The sequence below is a fragment of the Collinsella aerofaciens genome, from assembly GCF_039752955.1.
GTDB classification, from domain to species: domain Bacteria; phylum Actinomycetota; class Coriobacteriia; order Coriobacteriales; family Coriobacteriaceae; genus Collinsella; species Collinsella aerofaciens_BI.
Genome location: NZ_JBDMHB010000026.1, coordinates 15,294 through 30,818 on the forward strand (window position 1 = coordinate 15,294; position 15,525 = coordinate 30,818).

10 protein-coding genes are annotated in these 15,525 nt (G+C 61.0%); 5 read left to right on the top strand and 5 right to left on the bottom strand.

The features are described 5' to 3' along the window. The first annotated feature begins 27 nt into the window (after positions 1–27). From ABHR75_RS06820 to larD, 3 genes are all read left to right on the top strand, one after another. Entirely contained in the window at positions 28–2,841 is a 2,814-nt protein-coding gene (locus ABHR75_RS06820; RefSeq protein WP_430392723.1) for a phosphoenolpyruvate carboxylase, read from the top strand. 880 nt (positions 2,842–3,721) lie between these two features. Beyond that, on the top strand, positions 3,722–4,999 hold the full coding sequence (gene larA, locus ABHR75_RS06825) for a nickel-dependent lactate racemase (RefSeq protein ID WP_195234153.1): 1,278 nt from the start codon (positions 3,722–3,724) through the stop codon (positions 4,997–4,999). A 49-nt stretch (positions 5,000–5,048) separates the two neighbouring features. Then, positions 5,049–5,780, top strand: coding sequence for a D/L-lactic acid transporter LarD (larD, locus tag ABHR75_RS06830; protein ID WP_117640038.1), 732 nt, complete (start codon positions 5,049–5,051; stop codon positions 5,778–5,780). 340 nt (positions 5,781–6,120) lie between these two features. On the opposite strand, the gene ABHR75_RS06835 is transcribed toward larD, so the two are convergent. The 4 genes from ABHR75_RS06835 to serB form a co-directional block, all read right to left on the bottom strand. After that, positions 6,121–6,660: a TetR/AcrR family transcriptional regulator gene (locus ABHR75_RS06835; protein ID WP_346963942.1), complete on the bottom strand. Its 540-nt coding sequence runs from the start codon at positions 6,658–6,660 to the stop codon at positions 6,121–6,123. A 2-nt stretch (positions 6,661–6,662) separates the two neighbouring features. After that, positions 6,663–7,580 carry a nickel pincer cofactor biosynthesis protein LarC gene (gene larC, locus ABHR75_RS06840; protein WP_346963943.1) on the bottom strand — a complete coding sequence of 306 codons (918 nt, stop codon included), beginning with the start codon at positions 7,578–7,580 and terminating at the stop codon, positions 6,663–6,665. 10 nt (positions 7,581–7,590) lie between these two features. After that, a complete protein-coding gene (gene larB, locus ABHR75_RS06845; RefSeq protein ID WP_346963944.1) occupies positions 7,591–8,373 on the bottom strand; it encodes a nickel pincer cofactor biosynthesis protein LarB in 783 nt (260 codons plus the stop codon). 114 nt (positions 8,374–8,487) lie between these two features. Next, complete coding sequence (gene serB, locus ABHR75_RS06850) at positions 8,488–9,123, bottom strand: phosphoserine phosphatase SerB (RefSeq protein ID WP_346963945.1); 636 nt, start codon at positions 9,121–9,123, stop codon at positions 8,488–8,490. 256 nt (positions 9,124–9,379) lie between these two features. On the opposite strand from serB, the gene aspS reads away from it, so the two are divergent. After that, positions 9,380–11,167, top strand: a complete 1,788-nt coding sequence (aspS, locus tag ABHR75_RS06855; RefSeq protein ID WP_006234779.1) for an aspartate--tRNA ligase — start codon at positions 9,380–9,382, stop codon at positions 11,165–11,167. A gap of 243 nt (positions 11,168–11,410) precedes the next feature. On the opposite strand, the gene ABHR75_RS06860 is transcribed toward aspS, so the two are convergent. Further along, on the bottom strand, positions 11,411–12,427 hold the full coding sequence (locus tag ABHR75_RS06860) for a LacI family DNA-binding transcriptional regulator (RefSeq protein WP_346963946.1): 1,017 nt from the start codon (positions 12,425–12,427) through the stop codon (positions 11,411–11,413). Between the two features lie 377 nt (positions 12,428–12,804). Between ABHR75_RS06860 and ABHR75_RS06865 the strand changes: the two genes are divergently transcribed. Beyond that, on the top strand, positions 12,805–15,525 hold a 2,721-nt coding region (locus ABHR75_RS06865), incomplete at its 3' end, for a glycoside hydrolase family 2 TIM barrel-domain containing protein (protein WP_346963947.1).

The following is a 15,525-nucleotide window of genomic DNA, read 5'->3' on the forward strand; positions in this document are numbered from 1 at the left end:
TGCATAGAAGGAGGAATGGGAGGAAACGTGGCTGAGAACCTAAGCAACCAGTCTGTACCCGAAGCCGCGGCGCGCGTCGCTGCCGTGGTCAACCGCCTCGTTAACCGAATCGGCTCGAATGCCGAGTCCAGGGAGCGTCTCGCCGAGATCGAGATCCCCGAGGAGCTGCGCGACAATCTGGCGCTGTTCTTGCGCCTGGAGCGCCGTGTGCTTAGCGAGTATGATCCCGAGATCGCGGACCTGTTCGACAAGATTTTGACAGCCGAGATTGTGGTCAATGCCGGCAACCCCGGTACCTGCGCTGCCGACGAAGCCGTCGACGAGCAGGGCGTGCCCACCGCCGACGAGCCCACTGCCGTGGCATTTCGTGAGGTCGTCGATTTGGTCGACAGCCTGCCGCTCGATAAGCAGCAGGTCATCGTTCGCGCCTTTACGAGCTTTTTCCATCTGGCAAACCTGTCGGAGGAGAACTACCGTGTGGCGCAGCTGCGCGAGCGCGAGGCCGGTGCGTCGACCGATACCGAGGTCGATCCTGCCAACGAGCTTACCGTTGCCTATCACCAGCTGGTGAATGAGCTGGGTGTCGAGGGTGCCAACGAGCTGCTCGACAAGCTCGAGTTCCACCCTGTCTTTACCGCACATCCCACCGAGGCCCGTCGTAAGGCCGTCGAGGGCAAGATCCGCCGTATCTCCAACCTGCTGGAGGAGCGTCCGCGTCTGGGCGGCTCCGACCTGGTGGAGAACGAGCGCCATATGCTGCAGGAGATCGACGCCCTGGTGCGTACGAGTCCCATCGCGCTCAAGAAGCCCACGCCGGTCGAGGAAGCCGATACCATCATCGACATCTTCGATAACACGCTGTTCGACGTTATCCCCGTTATCTATCGTCGTTTTGACGATTGGGTGCTGGGCGACAAGGCCGGTACTGTGCCGCCGCTGTGCCCGGCGTTCTTCCATCCCGGCAGCTGGATCGGTTCCGACCGCGACGGTAACCCCAACGTCACCGCCAAGGTGAGCCGTGAGGTCGCCGCCAAGTACTTTACGCACATGGTGCTCAAGCTCGAGGACAAGTGCCGCCACATCGGCCGCAACCTCACGCTCGAGGCTACCTACAGCAAGCCGTCGGCCGAGCTCATTAACCTGTGGAACCATCAGGTCGAGATGAGCCCTCGTTACACGGCCCGCGCCGAGCTGATCTCCGAGCACGAGCCGCATCGCGCCGTCATGCTCGTCATGGCCGACCGCCTGAACGCCACCGTCCGTCGTATCACCGACACCATGTACCACAGCGCCGACGAGTTCCTGGATGACCTGCGCGTCGTCCAGCGTTCGCTGGCCGCCTGCGGTGCCGTCCGTGCTGCCTACGGCCCGGTCCAAACCATCATCTGGCAGGTCGAGTCCTTCGGCTTCCATATGGTCGAGATGGAGTTCCGTCAGCACTCCGTGGTGCATGCCCGCGCCCTTAAGGATATCCACGAGAACGGTATCCATGGCGACCTGCAGCCCATGACGCGCGAGGTCATCGATACCTTCCGCGCTATCGGCTCCATCCAAAAGCGCTACGGCAAGAAGATGGCGCACCGCTACATCATCTCGTTTACCAAGAGCGCCCAGCATGTGGCTGACGTCTTCGAGCTGGCCCACCTGTCCTTCGCACACGAGGAAGATGTCCCCGAGCTCGACGTGATCCCGCTATTCGAGCAGCTCGAGGACCTCGAGGGCTGCGTCGACGTGCTCGACCAGATGCTTACGCTGCCCGTGGTGCAAAAGCGCCTTGCCCAGACCAACCGCCGCATGGAGGTCATGCTGGGCTACTCCGACTCCTCCAAGGACGCCGGTCCTACCACGGCCATGCTCGCGCTGCACTCCGCGCAGGAGCGCATCGCCAAGTGGGCAGAGAAGAACGATATCGACCTGGTGCTCATGCACGGTCGCGGCGGTGCCGTGGGCCGTGGCGGCGGCCCGGCCAACAAGGCCGTGCTGGCCCAGCCCAAGGGTTCGGTCAACTGCTTCTTTAAGCCCACCGAGCAGGGCGAGGTCATCTTTGCCCGTTACGGCAACCGCACGCTGGCTCAGCGCCATGTTGAGTCCGTTGCCGCCGCAACGCTTTTGCAGTCGGCTCCGAGTGTCGAGAAGACCAACACCGAGACCACGCAGAAGTTCTGGGATATGGCCGAGAAGCTCAACGCCGCAAGCCACGAGCGCTATCTGGACCTGCTGAACACCGAGGACTTTACACCGTGGTTCTCGACCGTGACGCCGCTGACCGAGGTCGGTCTGCTGCCGATCGGCTCGCGTCCCGCTAAGCGCGGCCTGGGCGCCAAGTCGCTCGACGACCTGCGTACCATTCCGTGGATCTTCAGCTGGAGTCAGGCACGCATTAACCTGGCCGCTTGGTATGGCCTGGGCACCGCCTGCGAGCAGCTGGGCGACCTTGACCAGCTCAAGGCTGCCTACCAGGAGTGGCCGTTCTTCCGCACCTTTATCGACAACATCGAGATGTCGATCGCCAAGACCGATCAGCGCATCGCCAAGATGTATCTGCACCTGGGCGATCGCCAGGATCTGTCCGAGAAGGTCTTCACCGAGATGCAGCTCACGCGTAAGTGGGTCCTTGCCATCGTCGGTGACGAGTGGCCGCTGCAGCGCCGCCGCGTGCTCGGCTGCGCCGTCCGCGTCCGTAACCCCTATGTCGACGCCCTGTCCATTGCCCAGGTTCGCGCCCTTCGCGAGGTGCGTATGAACCAGGACGAGATGGCCGAGGAGAAGAAGGCCGAGTACATGAGCCTGATTCTTTCGACTGTGACCGGCGTCTCGGCAGGTTTGCAGAACACGGGGTAATCGATAGCCCTGTGGCTCTCACCGGGACCCGATGGGTTTCCCTCTGAATGCGTCCTCGCACTTGAAGCCCCCTTATCCTGCTCCTTCGGAGCTGCGGATAAGGGGGCTTCGTGCTGCGGAATGCATTCAGAGGGAGACCCATCGGGTCCCTTCGTCCTCGGTCTTCTGGGATTAAAGCTGAGGAGAAGAATGGTGCGCTTCGCGCATAGCGTGGAGTGCGGCGAGGGCTTCTTGCGTCCTGCGGAGTTTGCCTAAAAGTAAACCTATGGCGGGCCCTGCGATGTCTGGTCTTCGGCGGATTAGCCGTTGGCTGAGGGTGGTGCTTGGGGCGACGTGCAAAAAACGGAGTTTTCAGCAGCCGAAGATTGATGTATAAGGCGATAGCCGATTTTCGCTGCCTTTGTTGATGCCTCTGCGCGCCAATTGGAGGCTAACGATGTTCAAATATGGATGGCTTATCGCAGTACGTCGTCCTGACGGGATGAGTCGTGAGGGCTTTCTGCCTTTTAAAAGACTCTTGGCCCCATAATCTGATTTCGTGATGCTGAATACTCGCAAAAATGCACGCTCCGGAGGGCACTACCCTGTTGCAGCTAGAAATCCATGCGCCATTTTATGCAATTAATTAACGCATATATGCAAAATGGCTTACGCGCGTACGTCTCGGGGTAGATGTTTGCCTCGGCGCTGCGTAAGTCATCCTGTCTATAGTGTCTTTGGCAGACGGCCGCGGTCCCGTTTGGGATCGCGGCCGTTTTGTTGTGGGTCAAATATGAACGTTGTGTTAATGAGTCGGTGGACGGTGGTGTTTTTCGGTGAGCGGCGTATCCTTCCAACGGTTTATCTAGTGTGTCAGTTGAAAGGAAGAGGGCGCTCGTTATTGTTTGAATGTGAACTGCCGTTTGACCACAAGACGTTGCATCTGGAGCTCGAGGATAAGAACTTCGCGGGTGTGATGGAGGGTCATCAAAACGAGTTTAAGACCACGAAATCGCAGGAAGAGCTGGTAGAGGAGTCGCTTGCCAACCCTTATGGCTCGCCTTCGCTCGAGGAGCTTTGTGCTGGCAAAAAGGATATTGTCATCATTAGCTCCGACCATACGCGCCCCGTTCCCTCGCGTGTGACGATGCCTATTCTGCTGCATCACATCCATTCCGCTGCGCCCGAGGCTCGCGTGCGTATTCTGGTTGCTACGGGTATGCATCGTCCGTCGACGCACGAGGAGCTCGTCAACAAGTACGGCGAGGAGATCGTTGCCAACGAGGAAATCGTTATGCACGTCGCGACTGACGACAGCATGATGAAAAAGATCGGCACCCTGCCTTCTGGTGGCGAGTGCATCATCAATAAGATTGCCGTCGATTGCGATCTGCTGCTTGCCGAGGGCTTTATTGAGCCGCACTTCTTTGCTGGTTTCTCCGGCAGCCGCAAGTCCGTCCTGCCCGGCATCGCCAGCTACAAGACCATCATGTACAACCACAACGGCCAGTTTGTGAACGATTCTCATTCGCGCGCCGGCAACCTGTGCCACAACCACGTGAGCGAGGACATGTTTGCCGCTGCCGAGATGGCTCACCTTGCCTTTGTGCTGAACGTGGTGCTCAACGGCAAGCATGAGGTCATCGGCTCCTTCGCCGGTGACATCCACAAGGCACACGAGGCTGGCTGCGAGTTCGTGAAGAGCCTTGCCGGCGTTGAGCCCGTCGAGTGCGAGATTGCCATCACCACCAACGGCGGCTACCCGCTCGACCAGAACATCTACCAGGCCGTGAAGGGCATGTGCTCTGCCGAGGCCACGCTTCCCGAGGGCGGTGTGATTATCGACGTTGCCGGTTGTGCCGACGGTCACGGTGGCGAGGGCTTCTATCACAACATCGCCGACAACGATCCGGCAGAGTTTGAGCGTGCCTGCATCGATCGTCCCAAGGACGAGACCCTGCCCGATCAGTGGACGAGCCAGATTTTCGCCCGCATCCTGGCACATCACCCTGTGATCATGGTTACCGACCTGTGCGATCACCAGATGATTAAGGATATGCACATGACGCCGGTCAACACCCTCGAGGAGGCGCTCAAGCTCGCCTTTGAGATGAAGGGTGCCGATGCCAAGGTGGCCGTCATTCCCGATGGCCTGGGCGTTGTTGTCGCTCAGCACTAGCGCGCGGCCTAAACGAATCGTTTATAACCGACAAGAAAGATAAGGTTTTATGCTTACCAAACTCCTCTGCGAATTCGGCGCAACGGCCCTCATGATCATCTTTGGCGTGGGCGTGCACTGCGATACCGTGCTTAAGGGCACCAAGTATCAGGGCTCCGGCCACATGTTTGCCATCACCACTTGGTCTTTTGGCATCTCGGTCTGCCTGTTTGTCTTTGGCGGCGCCGTGTGCATGAACCCGGCTATGGTGCTTGCCCAGTGCATCGTAGGCCTGGTGCCGTGGAGCAGCTGCATCCCCTTCATGATTGCCGATATGCTCGGCGGCTTTGTGGGCGCCGTAATCGCTTGGCTTATGTATGCCGATGAGTTCAAGGCTTCCGAGGGCGTCGTCGACCCCATTGCCCAGCGCAACATCTTCTCGACCAACCCTACCACCGAGGGCACGAACTATGCCCGCAACTTCTTCTGCGAGGCTATCTGCACCTTCGTGTTCATCAGCGCCATCCTTGCTGCTGCTAGCCGCGCCGGCGAGAACGTTTTGATGCTCGCTATCTGCGTCGGTCTGATTGTTTGGGCTGTTGGCATGGGCATGGGCGGCATCACCGGCTTCGCCATGAACCAGGCTCGTGACCTTGGTCCTCGCATGGCCTATCAGGTGCTGCCGATCAAGAACAAGGCCGACAACAACTGGAAGTACGGCCTGCTTGTTCCTGGCATCGCTCCGTTTATCGGTGCCGCTCTGGCCGCGCTGTTTGTGCATGGTTTCTTGGGCATGTTCTAGTCTGAGGCTACATATATTGTTCGCCGTCCGCATGGGGTAACTTCCCAGCGCGTCCTCGGACATGCAAATAGGCTCGCTGCGCACTTCGTGCGGCGAGCCTTTTTGCGTCCTGCGGAATGCGCTGGGAAGTTACCCCATGCGGACGGCTGCGGGATTTTAGTCGCGTTGGAACAAGCAACCCAACGTATATATCTGAATTTGGATGGGAGGGGCTTGTTGCTGATAGGGGCGCTGGGCTGTTGTCGACACTTTGGGATGCGTGGCGTCATGAGCGGAGCGGAACTTTGGAATGGGATCCGCACTTTGGGATTGGGCTCCCACCTTGGGAAGGGATAGTTACTTAGCTGAAGAGGGGTTTTATGGCTGAGAGGTAGTCTTTGGCTACGTCCTCTTTTGGGGCTTGGAAGTTGTGCCAGGCCCACCATTGGACCATTCCTACGAAGCTTGAGGCTATGTGGTGCAGTAGGAAGCTTCGGTCCATGGTGCCGGCGGGACCGTTTGGGTCGGTAGGGACGGTTTCGGCTGCTCGTGACATGATGGTCTTGCGGAGACAGTCGGCGAAGACGCGTGAGCCGGCGCCGGCTACGAGGGCGCGTACGCCCTGGCGGCGCTCCCAGAGGTTGTTGAGGATATGCTCGACCTGCACGAGTGGGTCGTCGAGCGGTGTGCCATCGTCGTCGAGGGCGTGGGTACAGATGTCGCTCACGAGCTCGGACAGTAGGTAGTCTTTGCTCTTGAAGAGGCCGTAGAACGTGGCCCGACCCACATGGGCGCGAGCGATGATGTCGCCGACGGTGATCTTGCCGTAGTCCTCCTCGCGAAGGAGCTCGGAAAATGCTGCGACGATGGCGGCGCGGCTTTTGGTTTTGCGGGCATCCATGGCTATGCATCCACGTGAACAAGCAGGCAACGGAGCGTGCCGGAGCAGCCCTCGTAGGGGCGCTTACCGGCGCCGTAGCCGACGGCCTCGATGCGGTAGCGGGCCGGCAGGTGCTCGGACGTGCGCAGTGCGGCGACGATGGCGGCGCCCGTGGGCGTCACGAGCTCGCCGGCGACCGGTGCGGGCGCGAGGGCGATATTGCCCGCCTGGCACAGGTTGACGACAGCAGGGACGGGAATGGGCATAAGGCCGTGGGCGCAGCGAATGGTGCCGTGGCCCTCGGAGAGCGACTCGACCACGATGTCCTCAATACTCAGGTCATCGAGGCAGATGGCGACAGAGCAGACGTCGACGATGGAATCGACGGCGCCCACCTCGTGGAACATGACGGTCTCGGGCGTTTTGCCGTGAGCCTTGGCCTCGGCAGCAGCGAGTACGGAAAAAATGGCGAGCGCGCGACGCTTGGCACCATCGCTTAGCTGCGAGCCATCGATGATGGCGGTGACGTCGGCTAGCGAGCGGTGATGATGGTGGTGGGTGTGGTGATGATCCTCGTGCTCATGGGCGTGGCCCTCATGGTCATGCTCGTGGCAGTGCTCGTGTTCGTGCTCGCCATGATCATGATGGTGGTGCTCATGCTCGTGCATGTGCTCGGCAGCTGCTTCGTTGCCGTAGAGCCAGGCCATGTCGTGGTCGTGGTTCTCGAGCTCCTCTGCCAGCTGAACGTCAAAGTCGCAGGCGTCGATGCCATGCTTGTTTACGCGTGTAACGGCAATCTCAAAGCCGTCGACTGGTAGCGTGGCGAGCTGCTCGCGCAGATGCTCCTCACTGGCGCCCAGATCGAGTAGAGCCGCGACGGTCATGTCGCCGCTGATGCCCGAGGTGCCGTCGATGATAAGCGTGTGCTGATGGTTGGACATGAAATGCTCCTTAGCGGGCGCGGGATGTGCCGGCGCTCAGATGATTGATAAGACTTGCCTGGTAGGCGGCACCGAAGCCGTTGTCGATGTTGACGACCGAAACGCCGCTGGCGCAGGAGTTGAGCATGGCGAGCAGTGCGGCCACGCCGCCAAAGCTCGCGCCATAGCCCACGCTGGTGGGGACGGCGATGACCGGACAGCTCACAAGGCCTCCGATTACGCTCGCCAGGGCGCCTTCCATGCCGGCGATGGCGATGACCACCTGCGCCTGGGCAAGTTCCTCAGCATGAGCGAGCAGGCGGTGCAGGCCGGCGACACCCACGTCGTAGAGGCGATCGACCTCGTTGCCGTAGAACTCGGCCGTCAGTGCCGCCTCTTCGGCGACGGGCAGGTCGCTCGTGCCGGCGCAGGCGACGACAACGCGTCCGTTGCCGGTGGGGGAGGGCTTGCCACCCACCAGGGCGAGCTGGGCGTCCGGGACATATCCCAGGTCGATGTCGTTGTCGAGAAGCTCAGCGGTGCGCGCGGCTTTTTCGGTATCCAGGCGCGTGACCAGGATGCGCTCCTGGCCGGCATCGAGTAATGCTTTGATAATGGCGGCAATTTGCTCGGCGGTTTTACCGGCGCCGTAGACAACCTCGCCGGCTCCCTGGCGCACTCCGCGCGAAAGATCGAGCTGCGCAAAGCCCAAATCGGCGGTCGGAGCCGTCTGGATGCGCGTAAGGGCATCGGCAGGGGTGACTGATCCGCCGGCAACATCGCTCAGCAGCTGCTCAAGATCTCGCTTATCCATATATGTTCCCTTCGACGGCGCAAAGTCTAGCACTCAAAGGGTATGTTTCCGAACACTAAGACAAAATTGTTCGGAAACTATAGGACAGACTGATTCAATTGTTAGACGGATCGGCTAGTCACGCAGGATGATGTCCATGGCGAGCATCAGGTTGCGCTCGTCGATGGCAAACGGGGCGGCTTCGCGCGTCTTAGGCTTGGCGCAAAACGCGATGCCCGTGCCCGCGGCCTGGATCATGGGGATGTCGTTTGCCCCGTCGCCAATAGCGACCGTGTGGGCCATGTCGACGCCGCACTCAACTGCCCAGTCCAGCAGCTGGATGAGCTTGGACTCCTTGGTCACAATGTCGGCAGCCAACTTACCGGTGAGCTTGCCGTCCACGACCTCCAGGCGGTTGGCCAGGCAAAAATCGATGCCCGCGGCGGCCGCGATTTTGTCGGCGACCTCGTGGAAGCCGCCGCTCACCACGCCGACCTTCCAGCCCTTGCTGTGTGCCGAGCGCACAAGCTCCAGCGCGCCGGGGGTAAACGTCACGCGCTCAAAGGTGCGCTCGAACACGCTGTCGTCCAAGCCGGCGAGCAGCCCCACGCGCTCCACGAGCGCTTGCTTAAAGTCCAGCTCGCCGCGCATGGCGCGTTCGGTGATCTGTGCCACCTGTTCGCCTACGCCGGCCTCTTCGCCCAACAGGTCGATGACCTCCTGGTTGATGAGCGTGGAGTCGATATCCATAACGATGAGGCGTGCAGTCATGACGGGCCTTTCCAAGTGCTGTTTTATTGGGGCATATTGTCGCACGTGACGAGCGCGGGCGGGTGCCACGGTGCGTCAATTGTTTCGTCTCCGTCAAGTCTTTGGGCAGGAGCTACTTTTCCGCGGCACATCGACACAGGTGCGATAAGATAGAACGCCATGTCTGGCTGCGCGGTTTACGCAGGCTGGGCAAATCTGTACGACGCCGCCCGGAACGACACGGGGCGGCACAGATCCATAAAGGAGGATCACTGGTATGAGCCAGACCCGTCCCATCGACGAGCATTCCATGCACACCCGTACCTGCGGCGAGCTTCGCCGCGAGAACGTGGGCGAAGAGGTCACCCTCACCGGTTGGGTGAGCCGTCGCCGCGATCACGGCGGCCTTATTTTCTGCGACCTTCGCGACCGCGAGGGCATCACGCAGCTCACCTTCGACCCCGAGCACTCCGACGGCGACGCCTTTAAGATTGCCGAGACCATGCGTCCCGAGTGGCCTATCAAGATCCACGGCGTCGTGCGCTCCCGTGGCGAGGAGACCACCAACGCCAAGCTCGCGACCGGCGAGATCGAGGTCCTGACCGACCACGCCGAGGTGCTCAACACTTCCGTCACCCCGCCGTTCCAGATCGAGGACGGCATCGAGACCAGCGAGGACACCCGTCTGCGCTATCGCTATCTGGACCTCCGTCGTCCCGAGATGATGGCAAACCTCAAGCTGCGCTCCGACTTTACCTTTGCCATTCGCGAGGCGCTGCACAACCGTGAGTTCATGGAGGTCGAGACGCCCTCCCTGTTTAAGTCCACGCCCGAGGGTGCCCGCGACTTCATCGTCCCCAGCCGCATCCAGCCGGGCAACTTCTACGCCCTGCCGCAGTCCCCGCAGCTTCTGAAGCAGCTGCTCATGGTCGGTGGCGTCGAGCGCTACTACCAGGTTGCCAAGTGCTTCCGCGACGAGGACCTGCGTGCCGACCGTCAGCCCGAGTTCACCCAGGTCGATATCGAGATGTCCTTCGTGGACCAGAACGATGTCATGAGCGCGCTCGAAGAGGTTCTTGCCGATGCCTTCGGCCGCATGGGTGTCGAGATGCCCACGCCGCTGCGTCGCATGGACTACTGGGAGGCCATGGACACCTATGGCTCCGACAAGCCCGATACCCGCTATGGCATGCACCTGGTCGACCTGACTGACATCTTTGCCAACTCCAAGTTCAAGGTCTTCGCGACCGCCGCAAACGAGGAGGGCTCCGTCGTCAAGGCCATCAACGCCAAGGGCGCCGGTGCCTGGGCACGTGCCAAGATCGATAAGCTCGCCGGCGTGGCCTCCACGTTTGGCGCCAAGGGCCTGGCCTGGATCGCTTTCCGCGAGGACGGCTCCATTAACAGCCCCATCGTCAAGTTCTTCTCGGACGAGGAGATGGCGGCTCTGCGCGAGCGCATGGACGTCGAGCCCGGCGACCTTGTGATGTTCGCCGCCGGCCCGCGTCTGCTCTCTGACGAGATCCTGGGCGGCATGCGTTCTCATATGGCCAACGCACTCGAGATCAAGCGCGAGGGTCACGACTTCCTGTGGGTCGTCAACTTCCCGCTGTTCCATTGGGACGAGGATCGCAAGGCCTATGCTGCCGAGCACCAGCCCTTTACCCTGCCGACCGAGACCGACATCGCCAAGATCGAGGCCGACCCGCTGGCAGCCGGTTCGTGCACCTACGACTTTGTCATGGACGGCTTTGAGGCCGGCGGCGGCGGTATGCGTATCCACAACGCCGAGATGCAGATGTCCATGCTTAAGCTTCTGGGCTTTACCGAGGAGCGCGCCGAGTCTCAGTTTGGCTTCCTCATGGAGGCCCTCAAGTTTGGTGCGCCCCCGATGGGCGGTTTCGCTCTGGGCCTGGACCGCGTGTGCATGCTGCTCACCGGTTCCGACTCCATCCGCGACGTCATGGCGTTCCCCAAGACGGCCAGCGGCTCCGACCTCATGTCGGGCGCCCCGAGTGCCGTTTCCGGCGCCCAGCTCAAGGACGTCAGCCTGCGCCTGATGTAGGCGAGCGGCTACATATTGCTTGCAACGAGGGAAGGACGTGTGCCTTTCCTCGTTTTTTATGCGCCGAGATTGTGAGGGCTTGGGATGACCGGGCGTCGCGGAAAGCGTGCCCCAGAATTCGGCAAAATAATGGGGCACAGTTTCCGGTTGAGCTGTCTAACGGAAACTGTGCCCCAGAATGAGCACTCAAAACGGGGCAGGCTTTCCGTAACAACTGTCTGGCGGAAAGCCTGCCCCAATTTCTTATAGCGAGTCTCTCTGGATCAGCTGCATGTGCATCACGGAGGTGGTGGGCTCGGCACCCTTGATCATGTCGAGCGCAATGTTGGCGGCCATGTGGCCTTCTTCGCGCAGGGGCTGGCGGACGGTCGTGAGCGCGGGGACGCAGCGCGTCGCAATCTCGTGATCGTCGAAGCCGACGACAGAAATGTCCGCCGGAACGGATAGGCCTGCCTCGTTGAGTGCGGTGATGACGCCAGCCGCGATACGGTCCGATCCGCAGAGCACGCCATCGAAAGCAATCTCGCGCGCGAGGATCTGGTGCATGGCCTGATAGCCGTCTCCGTTGTTCCAGCCGGTATAGATAACGTTTGCGTCTGGGAGGTCTTCGCCCAAGACGGCGCGGTAGCCGCGCAGGCGGTCGACAACGGCGGGGTTGTCTTGCGGTCCCAACACGGCGACGATATCTTTGCGCCCTCGCTCCTTCATAGCGAGCGCTGCAAAGCGTCCGCCCTCTTCGTCGTCAGAGTAGACCGTCGAGAACACATCGCGATAGGGGTGGCCCTCGAGCTGGCCGCACAACACGGTGGGTACGCCCAGCTCGCACAGTACCTCGAGCAGCTCGCTGCCCTTGTAGGGGGAGACGTCGATCACGGCGTCGAACGAGCGGCGCTCAAAGTGCTCGCGTGCGCGGTTGCGCTCATGCGTAGAAGACGCCTGCAAGATAACGGGCAGATAGGACGACTCCGACAGTTCCTCGGTAATGCCGCTCAAAAACTCGCTATAGGTGGGGTCGCTGAAGAGTTCACTCAGGGGCTCGGTCACGAGCACGGCGATGATTTCCGTGCGCCCGACAGCGAGCGCTCGGCCACGAGCGTTGGGGACAAAATTGACTTCCTTGGCCGCCGCGCGGACGCGCTTTTTGGTTTCCTCGCTAATGCGGGGCGAATCGTTGAGAGCGCGCGATGCCGTGGAGCGCGACACGCCGGCAGCTGCGGCAACCTCGGCAAGCGTAGGTGCGGTGCGAACTGGTTGGGTCATGGCGTCTCCTGGAAAATGCGGTCGATGTTGTCACTGATACGGGCTGGTGCGGATACAGCTTACTATAGTGCGTCTGAACAGCGTTCATGATATCCGGTGACCGGCGTCGTTTTGCAACCAAGCCGCAATCGAATACACCTCGTATGGGGGGAGATATCTGCGGGCGTGGCGGTTGCCTACGAGCTTAAGAACGATGTCTTGTGCTGTGTTTCGATACTCAGGGTGACATAAGTGTCGCGGTTGTACAACCGGTTGCACCGTTAACCCGGTCAAATCGACCGTTCAGCGGACAACCGGTTGCACAGCTTTTTGCATCGCCCGTAAGATAAGGACAACCGGTTGCACAAGAATCACTACGATGACGAAGGAGCATCACCATGGACGCCATTAACGATTGGGAAAACCAAGCGCTCACCCACAGGAACCGCCTGGCACCCCATGCGTTCTTTATGGGCTACGAGACCGCCGATCTCGCTGCAACGTACAGCCGTGAGCTGTCGCGCGGGTTTGTCCAGCTGTCCGGCTCGTGGCAGTTCCGCCTCTTTGAGGGCCCCGCTGCCGTCTCCAACGAGGAACTCTCCACGTACAAGCCCGAGTGGGATCACGTGGAGGTTCCGCACCTGTGGCAGGTGGACGGCTATGGCAACCTTGCCTACACCGACGAGGGTTTCCCGTTCCCGGTGGACCAGCCGTTCGTTCCCTCCGACGACCCCACGGGCGTCTACCAGCGCATCGTCAACCTTCCCGCCGTTCCTGCCGGCGCTCGCGAGATCATTCGCTTTGACGGCATCGAGAGCTATGGCGAGCTGTACGTCAACGGCCAGTTTATCGGCATGACCAAGGGCTCGCGCCTGTCCGCCGAGTTCGACGTGACCGACGCGCTCGTCGAGGGTGACAACCTGTTTGCGGTCAAGGTTCTGCAGTACAGCGATGGTAGCTACATCGAGGACCAGGATATGTGGTGGGCCTCGGGCATCTTCCGCGATGTGTACCTTATGCAGCGCCCCGCCGCGCACCTGGTCGACTTTAGGTTCCGCACGCACCGCGAGGGCGATACCGCTCTGATTACGCTTGATACGGTGGCCGAGGGCGCTACCCGCGTCGTGTATACGCTCAGCGATGGCGAGAACGTGGTGGCTACGGGTGAGTGCATCGACGGCCATGCCGAGTGCAGCGTGACCGATGCCCACTTCTGGAACCCCGAGGACCCCTTCCTCTATGACCTTACGTTTGAGGTCTACGACGGTGACGAGGTCAGCGAGTACGTTCCGCATCGCCAGGGTCTTGCCGAGGTGACGGTCGAGGGCAATCATATCTACCTCAACGGCACTTACTTTAAGATGCATGGCGTCAACCGCCACGATCACGACGATCACAAGGGCCGCGCCGTGGGCCTCGATCGCATGCGCCGCGACCTGGAGCTCATGAAGCAGCACAACATCAACGCGGTGCGCACGTCCCACTACGCCAACGACCCGCGCTTTTACGAGCTGTGCGACGAGTATGGCATCATGCTGGTCGCCGAGACCGATATGGAGAGCCACGGCTTCGAGAATATCGGCAATATCGCCCTGGTCACCGACGACCCGGCATGGGAGCCGGCCTACGTCGACCGCATTGAGCGCCTGGTGATGCAGGAGCGCAATCACGCCTGCATCATTATGTGGTCGATGGGCAACGAGAGCGGCTATGGCTGCAACATCCGCGCGATGTACGCCAAGGCTCACGAGCTCGATGGTCGTCCGGTCCATTACGAGGAGGATCGCAACGCCGATACCGTCGACGTCATTTCCACGATGTACTCCCGCGTGTCGCAGATGAACGACTTTGGCGAGCATCCGTTCCCCAAGCCGCGCATTAACTGCGAGTATGGCCACTCCATGGGTAATGGCCCCGGAGGCCTGTCCGAGTACCAGGAGGTCTTCGATCGTTGGGATTGCATCCAAGGCCAGTTTATCTGGGAATGGTGCGACCACGGTCTGGCTGCTGTGACCGAGGACGGCGTTGCCTACGATATGTATGGTGGCGACAACGGCGATTACCCCAACAACAGCAACTTCTGCATCGATGGCATGGTGTTCCCCTGGCAGCAGCCGAGTCCGGGCCTCACTGAGTATGGCCAGGTCATCTGCCCGGTTCGCATGGCTTATGACGCCGAGGCAGGCGAGCTGACCGTCACCAACAAGCGTTGGTTTACCACCCTCGAGGATGTCTGCCTGTCGGCCGAGACCCTGGTGGACGGCGACGTGGTCTGCCGCAAGACGCTCATGCCCGGTGCGGTTGCCCCCGGCGAGTCCGTCCAGCTGCCGCTGGTGATTCGCGAGGCCGCAGTGGGGGAGACCCTGCTGACCGTGCACGCCTACACCATGGCCGCTCACGTCTGGTGCGAGCCGATGTTCCAGTTGGGTGCTAGCCAGTTTGCCATCGCCAACCATCCGGCGCCGGCCATCGCCGCCCCCGCTCGTCCTGAGCTTACGGTCGAGGAGACCGAGCAGGAGATCCGCATTCACTCCCTCAATGGCGAGCTGGCCTTCAGCAAAGTCAACGGTACCGTGAGCGAGTGGAAGGCATCCGGCCGCGACGTCATGGCCTCTGGTCCCCAGGTTGGTTTTTGGCATCCGCTCGTCGACAACCACGCTCAGGAGTATGACTCCCTGTGGAAGGACAACTTCATCGATGTGATGCAGACGTCTACCCGCAAGGTTTCTTGGAAGCAGGATGGCAATGCGGTCGTCGTTACCGTGAGCCAGCGTATCGCTCCTCCCGTCCGCGCGTTCGGCATGCGCGTCGAGCTCGTCTACACCGTGCTTCCGAGCGGTCGTGTCGACCTCAAGGTTTCCGGCGAGCCCTACGGCGATTACTCGGATATCATCCCGCGCATCGGCATCTCCTTCGAGGTCCCCGGTTGCGATCGTGCCGTCGAGTGGTATGGCCACGGCCCAGGCGAGAACTATCCGGACTCGCTGCGCGCCAACCCGGTCGGTCATTACCGCACCACGGTCGACGACATGTTCACGCCCTACGTTATGCCTCAGGACTGCGCCAACCGCGAGGGTACCCGCTGGGTTGCTCTGCGCTCTAGCCATGGCGACGGCGTG